Annotated in this window: 12 protein-coding genes; 1 reads left to right on the top strand and 11 read right to left on the bottom strand. The window is 62.6% G+C overall.

Going from position 1 to position 19,237, the window contains the following annotated elements:
- Positions 1 to 6 precede the first annotated feature (6 nt).
- From HMPREF1531_RS02080 to HMPREF1531_RS02130, 10 genes are all read right to left on the bottom strand, one after another.
- Positions 7 to 1,536, bottom strand: a complete 1,530-nt coding sequence (locus HMPREF1531_RS02080; protein WP_016668234.1) for an RDD family protein — start codon at positions 1,534 to 1,536, stop codon at positions 7 to 9.
- A gap of 52 nt (positions 1,537 to 1,588) precedes the next feature.
- Positions 1,589 to 3,910, bottom strand: a complete 2,322-nt coding sequence (locus HMPREF1531_RS02085; protein ID WP_016668235.1) for a transglutaminase-like domain-containing protein — start codon at positions 3,908 to 3,910, stop codon at positions 1,589 to 1,591.
- Positions 3,907 to 5,178: a DUF58 domain-containing protein gene (locus tag HMPREF1531_RS02090; RefSeq protein ID WP_016668236.1), complete on the bottom strand. Its 1,272-nt coding sequence runs from the start codon at positions 5,176 to 5,178 to the stop codon at positions 3,907 to 3,909. The genes HMPREF1531_RS02085 and HMPREF1531_RS02090 overlap by 4 nt, the downstream gene beginning before the upstream one ends.
- 2 nt (positions 5,179 to 5,180) lie before the next feature.
- Entirely contained in the window at positions 5,181 to 6,152 is a 972-nt protein-coding gene (locus HMPREF1531_RS02095) for an AAA family ATPase (protein WP_016668237.1), read from the bottom strand.
- A gap of 28 nt (positions 6,153 to 6,180) precedes the next feature.
- Positions 6,181 to 10,266 carry an Ig-like domain-containing protein gene (locus HMPREF1531_RS02100; protein WP_016668238.1) on the bottom strand — a complete coding sequence of 1,362 codons (4,086 nt, stop codon included), beginning with the start codon at positions 10,264 to 10,266 and terminating at the stop codon, positions 6,181 to 6,183.
- 111 nt (positions 10,267 to 10,377) lie between these two features.
- Entirely contained in the window at positions 10,378 to 12,375 is a 1,998-nt protein-coding gene (locus HMPREF1531_RS02115; RefSeq protein ID WP_156860137.1) for an Ig-like domain-containing protein, read from the bottom strand.
- 94 nt (positions 12,376 to 12,469) lie between these two features.
- Positions 12,470 to 14,677 (bottom strand): FHA domain-containing protein, encoded by a 2,208-nt coding sequence (locus HMPREF1531_RS02120; RefSeq protein WP_016668240.1) that lies wholly within the window; start codon positions 14,675 to 14,677, stop codon positions 12,470 to 12,472.
- A 286-nt stretch (positions 14,678 to 14,963) separates the two neighbouring features.
- A complete protein-coding gene (locus tag HMPREF1531_RS13490) occupies positions 14,964 to 15,206 on the bottom strand; it encodes a hypothetical protein (protein WP_156860138.1) in 243 nt (80 codons plus the stop codon).
- Positions 15,187 to 15,579: a hypothetical protein gene (locus HMPREF1531_RS02125; RefSeq protein ID WP_016668241.1), complete on the bottom strand. Its 393-nt coding sequence runs from the start codon at positions 15,577 to 15,579 to the stop codon at positions 15,187 to 15,189. Before HMPREF1531_RS02125 ends, HMPREF1531_RS13490 begins: the two co-directional genes overlap by 20 nt.
- A 47-nt stretch (positions 15,580 to 15,626) precedes the next feature.
- A complete protein-coding gene (locus tag HMPREF1531_RS02130; protein ID WP_232210210.1) occupies positions 15,627 to 17,921 on the bottom strand; it encodes a S8 family peptidase in 2,295 nt (764 codons plus the stop codon).
- A gap of 24 nt (positions 17,922 to 17,945) precedes the next feature.
- On the opposite strand from HMPREF1531_RS02130, the gene HMPREF1531_RS14045 reads away from it, so the two are divergent.
- The gene (locus HMPREF1531_RS14045; protein WP_232210211.1) at positions 17,946 to 18,170 is read left to right on the top strand and encodes a hypothetical protein; all 225 of its coding nucleotides are present in this window, start codon (positions 17,946 to 17,948) and stop codon (positions 18,168 to 18,170) included.
- Positions 18,171 to 18,256: 86 nt separating this feature from the next.
- Here HMPREF1531_RS14045 and HMPREF1531_RS02135 read toward each other — a convergent pair whose 3' ends face one another.
- Positions 18,257 to 19,213: an AAA family ATPase gene (locus HMPREF1531_RS02135; RefSeq protein WP_016668243.1), complete on the bottom strand. Its 957-nt coding sequence runs from the start codon at positions 19,211 to 19,213 to the stop codon at positions 18,257 to 18,259.
- Between the last annotated feature and the right edge of the window lie 24 nt (positions 19,214 to 19,237).

Consider the following 19,237-nt stretch of genomic DNA (forward strand, 5'->3'; position numbering starts at 1 on the left):
GACAGCTCACTTCGGTTGCGAGGTGCGTTCCCGCATCAGCTGTAGTTGGCGTTCGCCGAAACTAACGATTTGTCCCTCGACCAACCGGATCACCTGGTCGGCGGGGCAGGGGTGCAAATCGCCTTGCTGATCGTAGACTGCGGTTCCGTTGGTGGAGCCGCGGTCTACCAGGAAGGGACCGCGGGCATCGACATCGATGGCAAGGTGAGTCTTGGAGACGGTGCGACTCGGTTCACCTGCGGCCACCGCGGCGACGGCCGATTCCCCCTCGCGGGGCACCGGGGCGCGCCCAAGGAGCACCTTGCCGTCGATCTTGATGGTGCGCCCGTCGTCCAGTCGCAGTATCCAGCCCTCGTCGGCTGGGCGTGTGTTCGGTTTCTGGACCAGCCGGGTGCCCTCATCCCCCTCATCAGCAACCTGGCGCGGCTTCATCCTGATTGGGGTCTCCGGTTGGACAGCCACCGCTTCCGGCTGGGTGGGAACGGGCCACCCGGTCCCCGACGGGTTGGGTTGGCCTACCATCGGCGAGGGCTCACCAGGAACCAAGGTGCGCTGCCCGAATAGCGGAGCCTGCCCCCCGTGCGTCGGCTCCTGGTGGGTAGCGGGGAATCCAGGGACCTGAGAGATCGGGGCCGAGGTGACCGGCTGGGATGGCTGGGAGACGGGTGCAGGCGCATGCTGGAAGGGTTTTCCGGGTGTCGGGTGTGCTCCCGCCGACATAGACCTCTGCGGCACCTGTTGGGTCCAGGGATCGGCAGGGGCCTGTTGGGAGATCGGCGTCTGGGAAACCGGAGCAGAGAAGCCGGGCTGCTGACCAGGGATCGCCCTGCTGGGTGGTGCATCGAAACCGCTGCCAGGCGCCGAGCCGATATCTTGGCTGGGCGTGGTGGGAGCGAACCCGGAGCGATCATCCCATGTGGGCTGGGATGGGTCGGGCACTCGGTCAATGGGCGGCGGAGGTGCCGTGGGCGCGGTCGGCATGGCGGGGGTACCGTCAAATCCCCCGGAGGTGAGGTGGGCAGGCAAACCCACCACCGAATTGGCGGGAGAGGAAATCTTGGCGGGTGTGGGCGTGATGGCCTCAGGCGCCACCCGGCGCTGCTTGCGGCGCACCGCGATTGACCGGGCAGCCATGTCCATCCAGCCTAGACGTCGTTCGTGTACCACCAGCGCGATGACCATGATGATCCCGGGGATGAAAAGGGTCCAGCACGCCTGGAGAACCAGGGTGCGCAAACACATCCGGCCCCAGCCGATGGGTTTGCCGCTGGAGATATGCACCAGTTGTAGGCCCATTACCCGGTAGCCGAGCCCGGCCTTGCGCGTCGCATACAACCACCACTGCACCATCACCCATCCCCACAACGCGGCGACCAGGATGACGTCGTAGATCAGCCAGCCATCCAGGGTCCACACCTGGTTGATCAGCACCATCAGGATCATGACGAGGCTGGGGACAATGCGATCGATGAGTGAGGCAAGCAAACGGCGCCCCAAGGGCGCGACGGCGATCGACCGTTCCGTGGTGGTGCTCACTGTTGTCTCCTGTGGGCGCTGGTGACCATGCAGACCATTGTGCCGTTTCTGTTCACCGGAAGCGACGGAAAGACCGGGTGGACAGCCGCGACAGCCATGCCTTGCGTCGTGTCACGGTGCCTCTCAGCGTTTGAACTGCGGAATCAACCCCTTGCCAGTAGCGGTTTGCTTGTTCCTCGGTGACCGGTTCAGGAGCAAAAGTCGAGGTATCGGCCTGACGGGCCAACCGCTCGGCATTAGCATCGGTGCCCAAGCCCGGGTAGGTCACCACCAGTCGGGCTGCCTGTTCTGAGCGAGTCGCGGCAGGCGACACACTCTCGCCGAGGTCACGGGCAGTGTCCAGCAATTCGGCCCATCCCCCTGACACCCGGTCACTCATCCGTAGGGCATACATGCGGGCCCTGCGACGCCTGGCCTTGACGACGAGGATCAATACGACGGGGCCGAAGATGATGATCAGCGGCAGGCCAACAGTGGCGAAATATCGCAGGATCGCACCGAAATTGATCCGGAACTTCTTGTCATTGTTGTCGGGCTGATCGGCGCGAGACTTGTCGTCGGGGGTGTTGAGATCGGGACGATCCGGAGCCGGCGGTGGATTATCGACGTGCGGACGAGTCTGGGTGGAGGTGGTCGGGTTGTATTCCTTGAGAATCCGGTCTGGGGAGGGCGTCGGATCGAAGCGTACCCAACCGAGATCCTCCAGGTTCACCTCCGTGAAGGCGCGCACGTCCCTACCGGTGATGGCCCGCCCAGTCTCGCCGACCACATAACCGTAGACGACCCGGGCAGGTATGCCGAGTTCCCGGCACATCAGCGCCATTGTCACCGAGTACTGTTCGTCGTCGCCGATCATGGCGTTCTCGTCTTCGAGCAGTTTGGTGATCCGCGACACCGAGTGACCAGGGAGCGAGACGGTTTCCTCCTCGTCAACGCCATGGGAGTACCAGCCCGTCGACGACAATCGGTCAGCGATCATCTTCGCAGAATCGCCGGCATTCGAGGCGCCGGTACTCCACACCGAGGCGAGCTCCCGCACCCGTTCGGGCAGCACGGGAAGCTGCGACATCTGGTAGTTGCCGATATTCGCGTTCTCGATCTCGTTGACCGAGGGATTCTCGGGGATGACGGCCTCCAGCTCGTAGCTGTCGCCCTGCCCGATCCCTGTCGCCACCACGGAGGTCTGCGAGGAGATCGAATGGTAGAAGGAGTCACTCATCGCGATCCGCCGGTTCCCATCGAAGGTCACGTCGGTGGTGGCCCCGACGTTGGGCAGCCAGACTCCTTGGTAGTGATCGATCTTCACCAGCACATTGTGGTGCTCGCCGGAGGTAGGGTCGGCGATCCGGGCGCCTACCCTGGTGAACAGGGCCTGCTGACTGGCATCGAAGTTGGCAACGTTGTAGGTCATCCCGTCGTAATCCTCAAGGGTGGCGATCCTGACGAAGGTGCCCGCCTCGACCCCTTCAACGGTGAACAACTCTGTATCGGCCTGTTGGCTGATGTTGGCCCGGAAGCCCTGCAGCGGGGAGGGCCATACCTTGGTGTTCAGCGGTTCCACCACCTCGTCGCGCAGTACCTTGCGATGCTGACCGGGGTTAACCAGCCCGGACAGTGCCCACGTGGCCGAAATCGCGATGGCCAGCACGATGATTCCGGACACCAGCTGTGGAACCCGTCGCGACGACACCGTGCGCACCAAGGTGGTGCGCGCCCGGTTGCGTTGCAGGGCAGTCCACACCACCACGATGACGAGCACCCCGACCGCGACGACCAAGGGCAGCACCGAGACATGGGTACCCACCGCGAAACCAATGAGCACGCCGAGCACCGAGGGCATCCAAGCGACGGTCGGGCGAACCGAGCGCCGCGCCAAGGTCCAGGAAACAATCCCGCCCACGAAGGTGACGAGCAGCGGGACGACCATCAGATTCCAGGTGGTACCCAACGGTGGTGCGATGGTCAGGACATCCCGCCACGCCGTGACCGGACCGACGGCCAAGCCACGCAGCGTGCGCAGGGTCGGTACGACGTAGCCCACGTTCGCATCGGGCATGGCCAGCAGCCCACCGAGAACGAACCATGCAATGAGCCCAACACCCACCGTTGGGGCCGGGCCCCAACGACGCATCATGGACACTGCCGCGAGCAACACCCCCAGCGCAGTACCGCCCAGAACGCACACCCAGATCCATCCCTGACCATAGGCGGGCAGAAAAGCAGCGACCTGGGCGAGGGCGAGCAGCCCGAGGGCAACAGCATCGAGTGCCCAAGGCAGGCGACGCAGCGAAGCGGCTGCGCTGGATGACTGGTGAGTCCGTTCAGCCTGGGTATCAGAAGCGAGGGTCTCTTGTTCCACGACTGCCGTACTCATGCCATCGCCCTTCGCAAACAGCGTCCCAGCACATCAAGGCCAGGCACCCGGACCAGTGACAGATTTGCCACGTTGCGCACGCTCATCGCGGTATCCGGGTCGGCGGCGACTCCCACCACTCTGGTGTCGAGGTCGAAGATCGCGCAGACCCGGCGCAGGCCCTCCATGGTGATACCGCCACCAGTGACCAGGAAGACCACCGAGGCCCGCGGATCGAGCTGGAGGACGGTGTTGGCGAGTTCTAGCAGATTGGTGCGAGGCGCCATCTCCACCCGGGACAACTCGTCCAAGGCCCGCGGTCCGCTCACTGCTGGAAGGGCCTTGCGGTTGTCGAACATGGTGAACGGGTTCTGTTCCCGCAAGGCGGCCAGGGCCACCGAACCTGCGACCGATACAGCAAGTTCGAAATCTTCCTCACCGATATAGGAGGTTGTCGCCAGGTCGATCCCCAGGGCAACTCGGGATTGCAAGGTCTCCTCAAACTGACGAACCATCAACTTGCCGATATGCGCCGACGACTTCCAATGCACATGGCGACGATCGTCGCCGGGGGCATATTCGCGCAGCGCCTGGAAGCTCATATCGGAGGCCGAGGTTCGATTCGAAGAGTGACCTTCGAGGTCATGCACGAAACCGGTCATCCTTCCGGCCAACGGCACGGTGCGTGGGTGGACGAAGACCTCGATCTGTTCCCCCCAGGTGGTCTCCCGCCCGCTCAAACCAAAAGGATCACCCTGCACCGACAGGGCCGGGCCGACGGGTACCACGCCGCGGCGGCGGGTAGGAATGGCGAACTGCTCGTGGCGCTCGCCACCGGGAGCCATCGAGGGCATGTGGAACGAGGCGATCTCCTCGCCGATCGGTAGGTCGAGGCGTGCTGGTAGGTTGCGGCGATTGCCGACGTTGCGCACCGCCAGCCCACCATTCGCGGGCTCTCCGACCACCACGCGGGTGTCGTCCACGTCAAGACCCACCTCGAAGGTGGGACGACCGATGGTGAACCCCAAAGCGATCAGCCAGATGATTCCGCCACAGATCGCGAACAGCCGCAATTCCTGCCACCGCAGTGTGATACCGAGCACCATGGCGAATAGCACCCCAGCCAGCAGCAGCCAGCCGGGGGCACGCATGCCGATGATCCCGTTGATCCGCCGACCCGTCTCCAACCATTTGGTGGTGTCCGGTACGGCGACGGGTTCGGGGACCACCCAGCGTCCGACGACTTCGTCACCAGTTTCGGGCGGGGCGGGAGCGATACTGGTGGTCATCGTCAGTCGTCGACCCGTTCGGTGGGCGGCTGGACGGCCCCGATGACCTCGACCATGATCTGTTCGCCGGTGACGTTGTTGAACTCCGCTTCGGGATCGATGATCAGACGATGAGCCAGGCATGGCACGGCGAGCATCTTGATGTCGTCAGGCACCACGAAATGCCGTCCTTGGGATGCGGCCCACACCCTTGAGCAGCGGGTCAGCGCCAGGCCACCACGGATGGAAGCACCAAGTTGCACGTCGGTAGCCGTGCGGGTGGCCTCGACGATCCGGGCAATGTAGTCGAAGACTGCTGGCTCAATATGCACCGAGGATGCAAGCTGGCTCATCTCGGTGACGGCTTGGGTGGTGATCACCGCGGCCAGAGCGGCCGAGCGGGGGCGAGTGCCACCGGTGGACAGAATCCGGATACTCGACTCACGGTCCGGGTAGCCCAAAGTGGTCTTCATGAGGAAACGGTCCAGCTGAGCCTCGGGCAACCGGTAGGTGCCGGCCTGCTCGATTGGGTTCTGGGTGGCAATGACCATGAAAGGGGTGCCCACCGGGTAGGGGTTACCGTCGACGGTGACCCGGGATTCCTCCATCACCTCAAGCAGCGCGGACTGGGTCTTGGGTGAGGCGCGGTTGATCTCGTCGGCGAGGACGATGTTGGCAAACACCGGCCCAGCATGGAATTCGAACTCCTTGGACTTCTGGTCGTAGATGGTCACACCGGTGACGTCGGAGGGCAGCAGATCCGGGGTGAACTGGATGCGTGAGGACTGCCCCTGCACAGACTGGGCCATGGCGCGGGCCAAGGTCGTCTTGCCGGTGCCCGGGTAGTCCTCGAGCAGCAGGTGGCCCTCGGCCAGCAGGCAGGTGACCGCCAGACGCACGGCCTCGGTCTTGCCCATGACGGCCCGTTCGACATTGCGCACCACCGACGAAAAAGTGTCGGCGAACCATTGCGCCTGGTCGGGAGTCATTGCCATGTGAATTCTCCTGGATTGGATGTGTTGATCACTGGACTTCCAAGGTGATCTTGTGCTTGTGCGCATTCCCACCGGTGGCGCAGAGCAACTCGTGCCTTCCCGCCGGGAATTCCCTGTCCGTGCTTTCGTTGTCGCCGATGCCGAAGCCCTGGACGCCGTCGGCACTGCACCAGAAACCGCCCACTCCCCTGTTGTCCTTCATGGTCACCGTATAAGTGTGGCCTGATTTGTGGGTGGCCGAGAGGACGGGTTCCACGACGAGCGATTGCACCGTGGAGCAATTCTCCCCCGACCCGGAGGCATCCTTGTGGCTTCCATCGGTGTCGCAGACCTGAATCTTGACATCCTTGGATGACCCGCCAGTGGAGACGCTCACCGGGCTATCCCAAGGGTTGGCCTGGGAGAACTGACCGTTGACCCAGTATTTGACCACCGACCCACCGGTCCCGTTGCCATAGACGGTCCACGAGATTTGGCGGTAGTTGTCGTCAGCTGCCGACGGATTTCCCACGCTCAGCCCTGGAGTTCCGTAGACGCCCCAGACCTGGTTGCTTTCCGACACCGGTCCGAGCTTGGAATTTCCCGTTGATGGTGAGTATTTCTTCGTCTGCATCACTACGTCGTAGGACCCGCCAAAGGCATCGACGGTGAAATCCCTAGAGGTCCCCGGTGAGAGATCCGGGACGAACTGGACAATGCCACTACCGTTGATTCTGAGCTGCACGTCGGCACGATCCCAGTCTTTGCCGGAGTTCGAGCCCAAGGTGAACCGCAGTTTCCCGGCACCAATCTGGGTCAAGGTTCCGGTTGCTTGGTCCCTAGGCGCGGCGGTGATTTCGACGTTCTGGGTAGGCGTGTCGGCGGTGCCGCCCCGTGACTTGGAGCGAATCGACAAGGTGTGCTGCTTCGATCCCCAGCCAGGGGCATCAACAACTGCGGACCCATTGGCTCCGTCGTAGTACCAACCGCCCTTCACGTTGGCCGACTGGCCATCGACGAAGATCTCGTAGTCGACCGGATCGGGGGCCTGCCCACCGGTTTGCCCCGGGCCGGACCACTTGACCTGCATCTCACCACCCCTCTCACTGCTGGTATCGGAACCAGTGACGCTCGTCGCGGCCGGCGGATTGCCGGAGGGATGCTCGATCGCAGACCAGGCGGAAGGCTCCGAGGAACCCTTGGCATTGGTCGCCTGAATCGTGAAGGCGTAGTTGGTGTTATCTACCAGCGACCTGATGGTGTGGCTGGTGGTTGAACCGTCCACCTGGATCGGGGCTCCCCCGCCCACCACCGGGGTCAGCGTGTAGCTGGTGATCGGCGAACCGTCGAAATACGGCGGAGTCCAGTTCAGCACCAGGGAACCCGAATTGCCCGCCCCGGGGAAGAACAGGGCCGGGGCGGCCATCACCGGCGGGCGCACATCGGGGATGCCGACAGCCGAGGGAGCCGATTCCCGGGAAGCACCCAGCGCATTGGCCTCGGTCACAGTGAAGGTGTATTTCACGTTGTTGCGCAACCCGGTCACCTGGCAGGTATTGGTCTGGCACTCGTCGAAGGCAGTCGTCGACCCATCCTCCGCCCGGGCGTAGACCGTCCGGGAGACGACCGGCATGCCGTTGGAGTCGTTGGAGGTCCACTTGATGGTCACATAGTGGTCGCCCTCATCCTCAATGGTCGGGACTCCAGGCGTCGAGGGCTTGGAGCGGACCGTGAGGGTGATCATCCCATCGACCTGGCGGTTTTCATCCTTGGTGGCGTCGACGATCGTGTAACGCACCGTCATCGTGCCGACGAAATCTTCGGCGGGAGTCACCACGACAGCATCGCCTTCGGCCTTGGCAGTGCCGTTGCCAGATGCCACTCCAGCGCCCACCACGCTCAGGCTCGGGTCGGTGTCAAGGAAGGAACGGTCATTGGCCAGTACCTGGACCGAACGACTCTGACCAGCGTTGGCATCCTCGACGACATCGGGTTGAGCGTCGGGCAGGGGCCTGGTGGAACCGATCACCAGGATGGTCACGGTGATATCGCGCGAGGCGTTGTAGGCATCCACCACCTTGCCAGACAAGGTGAGCTGGGAGCCCTTCGCCGAGACCGCCGCAGAAGCGGTGATCACATCGCCGTTGACCGACGAAGACCATTTGATGCCATCGCCGCTGGATGCCGCCTTCCAATCCCGGAAAGAGAAATTGTCGCCCTCCGGATCGGTGTAGCGGCCTTGTAGCGGGAAGGATTGGTCGGATTCACCGGCCCCCACCTCCAAGGTCACGTTCTCCGGCCCCTGAGGAGCAGTGTTTGCCATCTGGTCAGGTCGGTTGTTCTGGGGGCGGTCCTGGGGCGGACGCACATTAATCAGCACCGTGAGATAGGACTTACGGGCGGTGGTATCCGAGGGATCGGCCTGGTCCGCGACCTCGAAGACCACCGATGCCGGGCCGACGTAATTCACATCGGCTTGGAAATCGATGCCTTCAGGGCGGATACTCACTGTCCCCTTAGTAGCGCGCACGGTGTCGGCCGAGGTCAATCGCGCGCGACGACCCCGGGTCCCCTTCACCATGGTGTCGAGGTTGACGGTGAAAGGCTCCCCCGCGATGACCTCCCACTCCTTGTCCGGTTCGGCGAGCACGGGGTTGGTGTCATTCTTCCCGGGCACCAGCACGATGGCCTGGGAGGTGAGCCCGTCGGGATCGGTGACCGTGTAGCGGATCTGCTGCATCATCTCGTTCACCGGCACGACCAGCTTCTTGTCGTTGACCCGGGCGCCCGATCCGGCACTGGCCGGGTCAACCGACACCTGCAGATCGCCCACCTTGCCGTCGATGTCGTAGTCATTGCCCAACACATCGACCTCCACCGAGGACTGGTCAATGACATCGTTCACCGAGACCTGGTCGTCGACGGCCGTGGGAGCCACATTGGGGGCATTCGGATCAACCTTCACGTAGATCGATCCACTGCCCGCACCACCCCGGTTATCGGTCAGATAGTACTTGACGATGTACTCGCCGGATTCGGCCGGGGCCTTCACCACGACGAACCCGTTCTCCGCCGAGGCCTCGAAATCAGCCTCCACCGGGTTCTCCTCGCGCAGGGTGAAAGGATCACCATCCACGTCGTAGTCGTTGAGCAACACGGGCACATTCACGGTGCGCCCTGGGGCGACGACCACCTCGTCGACGACGCCGATCGGATCAGAATTCTCGACCGATGGCGGGGCGACGCCCACCCGGATCTCACCCGCGCTGATGGCGCCCTGGGAATCGACCACCTGGTAGCTGAAGGTATCGGTACCCCGGGAATCGGGATAGGCCTCATACATCATCCAGCCGTCACCGGTCTCGGTGATGCGTCCCAGGCTGGGCCCGGCCCCCAAGCCCATCAGACGCACCGCGTCGCCGTTGGGGTCGATGTTCTTCAGATCGAGGTTGAGCCTGGTCTCGGCCCGGGAGAGCACTCTGGATTCGACAAGGGGTGGGATCGGCGCCTCGTTTTGCGCATCGGCGGAGACCACCGTGATATTGATGATCGCCGAATCGGTACGTCCCGAGGAATCGCTGATCTGGTAGGTGAGATTCATCGTGGTGGCTGGGGTGTCCCCGGCGATCTGCACCCGGACGTTCTCGCCATCGATCCACGCATTGTTGCCGAGCGTATTCCCGGGCAGGGAGTCGATCTTCAGCTGCAGGCCCGCCGGCGATACATCGTTGTCCAGAACTGGCACCGAGACGGCAGCCCCGGCTCGCACCTTCACCGTGTCATTGACCGCCCTAGGCAGCGGATTCGCGGCAGCAGGCGCCGGGAAGACCATGATCGTGCCCTGGGTGGAGTTACGCCCATCGGAAACCCAGTAGGTCAATGGCACGGGCACATCGGTCTGCCGCACCAAGGAGACGGTCAGCAGATGGCGTTCTTGCATGACTACCTTGACCGCTGGATCCTCGGAGATTGACTGGATCACCAAGACATCGTTGTCGCCATCGGTGTCGTTGATCAGCGGGTCGACGACCACCGAACCGCCGAAGGGCACCAGCGCTGTGTCGCGCACCGCGACCGGGGGGTTGTTCTCGGTCTGTGCATCACTGACGTCAACTCGGATCAAACCACTGGACACCGGACCGTTTGACACCTTGTATACCAGGTAGTAAGTACCCGGTGCCGAGGCCCGGAAACTGAGGGTGCCCTCGGGATAGTTCGGGACGACCGTGTAGGCGTCGGTAGACGCCTACACCTCGGTCAAAGTAAGGTTGTTTCCTTCGTCGTTGGCCAGTGGAGAGATCGTCACCTCGCGGTTCACCACGCTAGCCACGAAATCACCGTTCGCCAGCGGGGGCGCTGCCTCCCCCTCACGGACATCGACGAGCAATTGCCCCTCGACGGTGCTCACGCCATCAGACACCCACACACGTACCTTCTTGAGGCCTGAGGCCTTGCCCACGTCGCGGAAGGTCACCGCACCATCGGGAGTGAAGGAGACCTCGTCCTCGGACTCTGCAGTCTCGGTCTGCGCATTGACCAGCACCAAGTCGTCACCATCTGGGTCGCGCCAGCCGGTCAGCACCCGTTTGGAACTGGTGGTTCCCGATGACATCACCAAGGTGTCCGAGGGGCGGATATTGACCGGGGCATCGTTCACCGCCCGCTGATCGGGAGGAAGTACCTTGACCGTCGCGACCGCCGAGGCCGATCCCCCGCGTCCATCGGAGATCGTGTAGCCGAAGGTCTTGGTGCCCGTGGCGTCGGCGGGCAGGGTGATCTGTAGCCCAGAGCCGAAACCGGTCACCTGCAGGGAGGCCCCCTCCACCTCGGCGACATCGGTGATGGTCAGCAAATCGCCATCGTCATCGGAATCATTGTCCATGACGTGCAGCACAGTGGATCGCCCAGAACGAGCACCCAGATTCGGGTCATCCTTGGCAATCGGTGGGCGGTTTGGTTGATTGCGATCGGGCAGGGTTGTGCGCTCATCGGTCTCGTCGGCGGTCTGGGTCTGCTCCTGATCGGGTTCCTTGAATCTCTCCCAGTCGTCGACGATCTTCATTCCCTTGTCGACGAGCCACACGCGTCCGGATTCCAAGTCCTGCAGAACCACATTGGAGCGGTTGGTGTGGAAGGCGAGCCGGGCGCCCTCGGGAAGCTCCGGGATGTCGGTCACCTGCGGGTTCCCACCGTTGCAGGTCTTGACGAACTGGCTTCCGAAGGCCCCGTAGACGCAGTCACCGGCGACCACCGGAGCTATTGGAGCCGCATTCATCTGGCCCGACATGGAACGTGGGGAGTCACCATCAATGGTGATCAGGCCGGCGCGGGTGGCGATGATCGCCGATCCACCGCGCCCGGCGGCATTCGACTCGGGGATGGGCGGAGCCAAGTAAACGGTCTCGTCTGTGGAGATCTCGACCGGGCGGCGCTCGCCCTCGACCCACACGAGCTTGAGTTGGACATCCAGAACGACGGCTCGGTTGCCGATGGCGGACAGCTGGGCCGAGGCATTGCTGTGCTCGACGTCAAAGGGGATCTTCACCCGTCGGCCATCACTGTGGACGATCTCGTCGTTGACCACATCCAGGCCGATCAGTTCGCCATCCGTGGAGACCACGGCCTCGCCGAAATCACCCAGGTCCAGGGAGGCCGTACCAGAGAAATCGGAGCGGGAGATTTCTTCGACCGGCCCATACCAGACCTTGCCGTTGTCGGGATTGGTCACTGACATCTTGCCGACATGGAGACTCATCTGGGCATTCGCGGGCGGCGAAACCGGAGAGGAGAGGGTATTGGTTGCCGGGTCATAGGCCTGCAGTGTGGAGGACCCGGCATTATTCACCAGAACGGTGGAGCCCTCCTGCAGGAGGGTTGATGCGGTATCGCCGACGGAGGTGGCCGCGGCTATCTCGTCGATCTGGTAATTCAGCTGCCCGACGAGGGAGCGTGACCTGTTTTGCACATAGACGGAGCCCTCATTGAGCTCCACCTGCGCTGCGTCCACCCCCGGATTGAGCCAGGCCGCAAGACCGATGGCGAAAGCGATAACCGCCATCAGACACGTCAGCCAGGAACGCCGGAGCCAACCGAGCGTACGGCGATAATTGCGCGACTGGGAGAAACGTCCCCAAACGCGGGCAGCTTCATGTCGCGCACCGCGGATCTGGCCGCCCACGGTGCGCTTCCTACCTCCGGTCACCCGCTCACCAGCGCGTCGACCGGAGTGAGTTCGTCCCCTCATGACACCTCACTTCACGCGACTCATCGGACGGTAGCACGGGTGACCGCCAAGAAGTTACCCCGGCAACCACCTGAGCACCGCGCATCGCGACGGATCAGGGAACAACCAGCGTCAGGACCTGACCATCCCCGAGATCAATGACATCACCGATCTCTAGGATAACCGTCTGTCCTGGGTTCAGCCGATATGCCTCACCACCGACCTGTTGGACGACGGTTCCGTTGGTGGAGTGCAGATCGGTCACCTCAATGGCCCATTCACGAGGGGCGATCCGCACATGGTTACGCGAGATGTCATGGTTCGGCGATGGCACACGCAACAATTCCGCATCAAGATCGGTGCCCTGGTTGGATGGGGCACGCCCGATGATGACGGGAGCTGTGAGACGCACCTGGTCGCCCAGAGTGGTGACGACCGTGGCGAGGACTGGACGGTTCACCAGCTGTGGATTGTTGGCATCGACAATTCCCCCGCAGATCCGGCAGGTATGGGTGCCTGGGCGATTCGGGTGGCCGAGGGAACACACCGAGGCCAGAACCGCGGATTCCTCGGTGCGGGTCATGGCCGGTTTGTGGGTGGCCGCGATGCCGGTGGTGAAGACCGTCGCGCCATCGTGGTCGGTGACCGGGGAAACGACCCGGGGACCGGGTGCGGGCATCGTTGGTCGCGGGCCAAAGCTCGGGTCGACGGGGTGACCCTGAAGTGCGGCCGGGTCCGCGAAAGGAGCGGGCGTGGGCATCGGGGAATACTGCGACGTCGCCTGCTGCTGAGTGGTCGCATCCGCTGCGACCATCTGGGGAGCAGGCGAAGGGGCCGGTGGTTCCGGTTGTGGTTCTGGGGCTGGTGGCTCCGGTTGTGCTACCGGGGCCGGAGGTTCAGGCTGTGGGACCGGTGCCGGAGGCTCTGGTTGCTCAATCCCGGACAGTGATTCCATTTGTCCGAGTGGAATTGATGGCTCGGGCTGTTCATCCAAGGGCACTGATTCGTCCGGGACTGATGGCTCGGGCTGCGCCGCTGGAGTCGACGGTTCTGGCTGGGGAATCGGGGCGGATATCTCCTGGTCATAGAACTGGACGGGGCCATCGGATGCCGAAGCGGGGATGAGGTGACCAAAGCCCTCCGCTCCGAAGGGACCGGTGGTTCCTGTTGCTGAATTGCCGAACTGGGTCCCGAAGCTCTGCGACTCGGCTTGAGCAATGGGTTCCTGGCCTGGGGCGTAGGGCGGGACATCGTCCAATACCTCGGTGACCTCCATGCCGGAACCTTCCGGGATGACCGGCTGGGATAGCTCCGCATCGTGGGCCCGCTCATCGTCGGAATGGTGCTCAGCAGCGGCAACAAGTTCCGGATCGGCAGGGGCCTGACCGGGCATCTCGTCCCACTCGGCTGGCTGCTCCACGGGTTCTCCGGCGGCCTCGATGGGGCTTTCCGCGGCATCTATGTGCGCTTCATCCTTCGCTGCTTCGCCGGAAGCTGCAGCCTGCAACGCGTTACCCGTGAGGTTCTGGATATCCTCCGGCGCAAAAGCGAAGGCCTCGGTGACATCCTCCTCGACGATCGGGAGATCCTCCTCACTTCCCAGCTGCGGTGCTCCGGCATCCACAGCAGAAAGCGGTCCGACAGCCTGCGGTTCTTTCGCCTCAGGCCCGGCACCCATCCCACCGGCGGTAGCCGGGGAAGTCGAGCCCGGGCTGGAGGCGTCGTACAGGGAAACGGAATCCTCAACACCACGTGCGAGGCCATCGGGCTCATCGGCCGAGGATTCATTGACGCCGGTAACCGGCGGTGGGGTTGGAGCTACCTGAGCATCCTGTCCCGCACTTGGGGCCGAGGTGCTCACCGGGATGGGGTTCGCCACATCGACCAGCACTGCGGAGGCCTGGGCCACGCCGACCACGAGAGGCAACTGGAGCATGTCATTGGGTTCGACATCGTCGAGGTGCAAGAAGACGCGCGGGCTGGGTGAGGTGACCTCGAACCAGGTGTCGGCACCCTCACCGCTGGCTAGAACCTTGCCAGTGGTGCCATCGCGAAGTTCGACCTCGCCACGCAGCAGGGCTTTGAGGATTCCATCGGCGTGGAAGAGCACGGCCATGTTCGGCATCCGGTCGAGGCCGAAGCGAGCTAGCGCCGCTGCGAGAGATGCGATGGACTCGGCCTCCAGAACGACCTCCCACACCTCGTCGATTAGTTGACTGGCCCCGGCAGGCGCCGGTTGCAGCACGACCATCGAACTCGGGCCGCTGAGCACTGCCCAGCGTCCTTCGGTGTAGGTGACTCGCCATGCGCCGTAGTTCGCCATCTCAACTCCTTCCAATCGCGGAATGACCCGCACCCAACCCAGTGTTTCACCCCAGGGGTCTCCGCACGTCCATGTTGCCCAGCGAAATGCTGCCGCAAGACCAGGTGTTGAGGATGTTACCGTCCGACCGCAAGGATGCTAGGTGCCGCTCCGTGTCAAAACGCCCTTGCCACCTGGTTGGAAGTTGTTGCAACGATCATGGCCCACCATACGGTTGATGGGTACGCCATCATCTCGGTTAACGGTGGGCCGCATTGAGCAGCGATGAGCAACAAGGAACAAAACCTCACGTCAGCGCAGTATCTCCACTCGACAATCCGAGCGCATTCAGCAGGGCAGGCATCCCGCTACCCGGAAAAGGCGGCAGCTCATTGATGCCCGTTACTTCTGAACCGGCCAAATTCGACCAGCCAATAGCGTCGTCCATGGCGTCGAAGGGGAAATCATTGGGCAATTTCTTATCACCGTTGCATCGGCAAATGAACGGTGGCTGACCTACTTGCGGTGGATCAACGAGGATGACCAACACCAGATTCAGCAAGCCTTCCGCCGGAACCCGCACGACGTCCCAGTGGGGGTCGGGCGCACCAAAGAACGGCTGGATTGCCTGGGTCAGGAATCACCTGGGTCAGCGCGAACAGCTCAATCAGCGGGATGCCTTCGATACCCTCCTTGGCGATATCAACGATCATGACGCCGTAGCCCTCGAAGGCTTCAGTGGCACGATCGGGCAGCCAGTTCGCGACACCAAAGATGAACTTCGCCACCTTGCTCTTGTTCACTTCAGTTACGGGGTCGGGTGCTGCCTTCAGTTCCAGGTAGTGAAGAGTTCGGCTGCGGCCAGTTCGCCGCTGACGCCCGAGTGAGGTATGGCAGCGGTTCTTCTCTTTGTAGGCACTCATGCGTCCGGCTCTGCGTGCAGATGCTGCACGGCCTGTCGTCGTGCGCGTCAGCTCTGCACCCTCCCACGTTCGCGATCACGAACCTGCTGGCGCAGTCTCGCCCGCACCTCATCATGGATGGTGGTCGATGTTTGTTCCGCTGTCTCTATGGACACCACGAGTGCGTATCGCACGCTCTTGCCTGCGCCAAGACGTTGAGCATCGTCCATACACTCGACGTGGATCGGGAACATATCATCGTCACCGAACACCATCGCACGAGTGCCCTGGACGATCTCGTGTTGCAGGCTTCCCCGCCTAGCCGAGTTGTACTCAGCATTGATACGCTCTCCGCCAGCAAACTGATTGTCTGGCGTAACGAAGTACACCTTGACGCCTCGGTAACGGTTGAGCTGGCCGACCGTGGGGGCCATGTAGGCAAGAGTGATGGTGAAGCGGTGCCATTCTGCGCGTGCGCGAAGCGAGGGCGGGAGGGGCAACTCATAGGTGTGACGTTGATTACGTGCAATTAGTCCCCCACTGACTAGGACTGCCCTGTTCGTGGCTGCTGCGCCGAGCCGATCTGTGTTGAGACGTCCGTAGCCCAGGAGTGCGGTGAGGCGGCGGCGGGCCTGCTGGTTGGTCAGATCAAGCTCGTGGCGCAGTTGCGCATCCCATTCATCCCAGCTGCTGGCGTGGGCGAGGAGGGCTCTCACGAGCAGCGGGTGGTACTGCGGATCCGGTAGCGGTGCGTCTTCGGGATTGTCTGAGCCAGCTTCGAGGACATCGAACAAACGGCTAGCTTCGCGGGTCACCAACGCGGTTGCGTTGCTCGTGCCAACGGTGAAGACGGTGCTATCGGTTGCGCCTGCTTGCCCGGGCGCAGCTACCTGCAGCCCGGGACCGGTCTTTGTGGTATTAGCAAGTTCCACGGTGACGGATCCCTGCCCGCAGGACGGGGCAACAGGCCGAGTGTAGAGCGCCCTGCCGCCGATGTGGTATAGGTCAGGCTTGACCGATCGATCGACGCCGGGCCCCGTTGCGCCGTAGTGGGCAGGTCCGTTCGGGTGGGTAACGTCCCAAACGGTGTCTGGGACGTCGATATCACCGAGTCCGTCGCTGTGGGTGGCCCCGATGGTCAGGGCGTTGAGAGCATCTCCTGGCGGGAGGATACCTCGAAGCAATGCGGCGTCATAGACGGATCGGATTACAGCAGATCGCGCGGATTCGGGGTCGCTGGCGGCATCAATGGGGATCGTGATCGGGCCGAAGTGGTTGCCAGCACTGACGATGAACAACAGGTTGTAGGAGTAGGCCAGCCAGTCGAGTAGCCGACCGACAGGGCTCATTCTGCGCACGAGCGCTCGTGCTTGCGCGCCGATGGAGAGGTTTATGACGCGCACACTCGGTGCGACAGGGTCGCGGCCTGCCTCCCCTTCGATGATTCGTTTAACCGCACAGTGCAACAGATCAGTGAGCAGCCGATCAGGGAGGATCTGTTCGTGTCCTGCCGCGAACTCGTGGGGTCGCATGATTGGGCGCACGTACAGAGGCCGGTTGAGCGGTTCGCCGTCGGCGGAAAGGTCGCCGTGAATGATCAGGGAGGCCATCGCGGTGCCGTGATGGCGTGAGGCCAGCGGATAGTTCTCGCTGAGCCCATCGGGATCATCAACTACTACTCGGCCGACGAGGGCGTCATGGTTGGGAAACGGCAATCCGTCCAGCAGGGCGACCCTGGGCAGACCAGAACTGGGCAGACCAGAAGTGGTGCATCCCCCGCGTGCTAGGTTGACCTCAAAAGTCGGTTCCATGGTTGGCGGTGCGACGCTCATGGGAGTGAACGGGTTAACGAACATCACTTCGTCGGTGGTCAGCAGCCGGATGGATTCAACACCGTAGGCCAGCAGCGAGTGAACCTGTTGTCTCGGCAATTCCGCAAGCAATGCGTGGTAGCTGATGTCGCCGATCTGGGAGCGGTCGAGCACGCGGCCTCCGCTGTCTACGATGACCTGCTCGACGTGTGTCTGCGCGGTGACGCGCCGCCTAGCGTCAGAGCGATACCACAACTCGACCTCGACCATCACGGTGCTGACAGACTGTCCTACGAGGTCAAGGGTCTCTTGCCACTGCTTGCGCAGGCCGGTCTCTCGGATGCGATCCTCTGGTCCCCAACGTCGTATCACGGTGAGTTGTTGGAACGCGGTCTTGAATTTGCCTAAACCATGGGCGAACTTCGCTGACGGGTCTTTTTGCCAGGCATTGAACAGGCTTAAGAGTTCGTCGATTGCTTTGGCGTTCGACATCATCAGATATAGGGAATGCTGGACTGGTGTCTCCATGCGACCGCTCTTGGACTCGGTCATGTGAAAGTCGTCGTCTGGCTCTGATTGATCCCCGATCAGCTCAGAAAGGAACTCCAGTCCATCGATTTTGTCGATCGCGTTGCGGAAATCTTTGATGCTGCCAGCGAGGTCGAAAACGACCACCAAAGCTGGGTCGACTTCGTCGGGAGTGTCAGCGGAAAGACGCGCTCGCTCTGTGTCGAAAGCTGCGCTCAGTTCGCGAAATTGCGGCGTCAGCCGTTTCCCCTGGCGCCCGGCGTTGGGTTTTGATAAGCGCGGCATGTCCCGAGACCGTTGTGTGGGCCGATCTACCACCGTTGGTGAACCGAACGCCAGGAGCGGCCGACGCTCGGCGGTCATCTCGCTGCCTGATCCCGCCTGTGCTCAAGACGTTCCCGGACGATCCGCTTGAGGTTGCTGTCTGGGAGTTCGAGTACTGCCCTGCGGCGCACGTCCAACGCAAATTCCTCCAGTTCGGAGAAGCTTGCTCCCGCGAGCTTATCCGCCAACGTGCGGGGGGTAAATCCGAGGTCACCACCCAAGCGTGCAGCGAGGCGTTCCAGGAAGCGAATCGCCTGAGCACAACTAGGCGGTTCGAGTTCAGCGCGGATCTGGAATCGTCGCCATGCTGCACGGTCGAGAAGCTCGCTGTGATTGGTCGCACCTACCAGCAACACGTGCGGAGGCAACTGGTCGATCTGGAGTAGAAGTGTCGAGACCACTCGTTTGATCTCGCCAGTCTCGTGCTCATCGGATCGCTCCTTCGCGATGGTGTCGAGTTCATCAAAAAACAGCACGCAACGACGAGTACGTGCGAACTCGAAGACATTGTCGAGCCGTGCGGCAGTTTCACCCAAGAAGCTTGATACAACCCCTTCATAGCGAACGACGTAGAAGGGCAGCATCAGCTCCGAAGCGATGGCTTCGGCAACGCTGGTCTTGCCATTGCCCGGCGGTCCGGACAACAGGAGTCGATTGCGAGGTTCGATCCCGTAGCTGCGCAGCAGCTCGGCGCGCTTTTGCTCCTCGATCAGCTCGGTAACAACCCGATGCGGGACAGGAGCAAGCTCCAACTCCTCCAAGCGTCGATGAGGAACGATCTCCTGGACGAGGTCACGCATAGCTGCAGCGCGGTCATCACGTGGAACGCTCTGCCCGGTGGCGGTGATCAACTCAGACAAGCGGTCAGCGACGAGGTGATGTTGGTTAGCTCGCTCCTCAGCGATCACCGCTTCGACGAGAACGCGGAAGCGGTCCCGATCACCACGTCTCTCGGCTTCAACGAGGTCAAGTAGCAGGTCAGCACGTGCCATCTTCGCCTCCTTGAACTGCTAGCT

This window comes from Propionibacterium sp. oral taxon 192 str. F0372 (genome assembly GCF_000413315.1).
In the GTDB taxonomy this organism is placed as follows: Bacteria; Actinomycetota; Actinomycetes; order Propionibacteriales; family Propionibacteriaceae; genus Brooklawnia.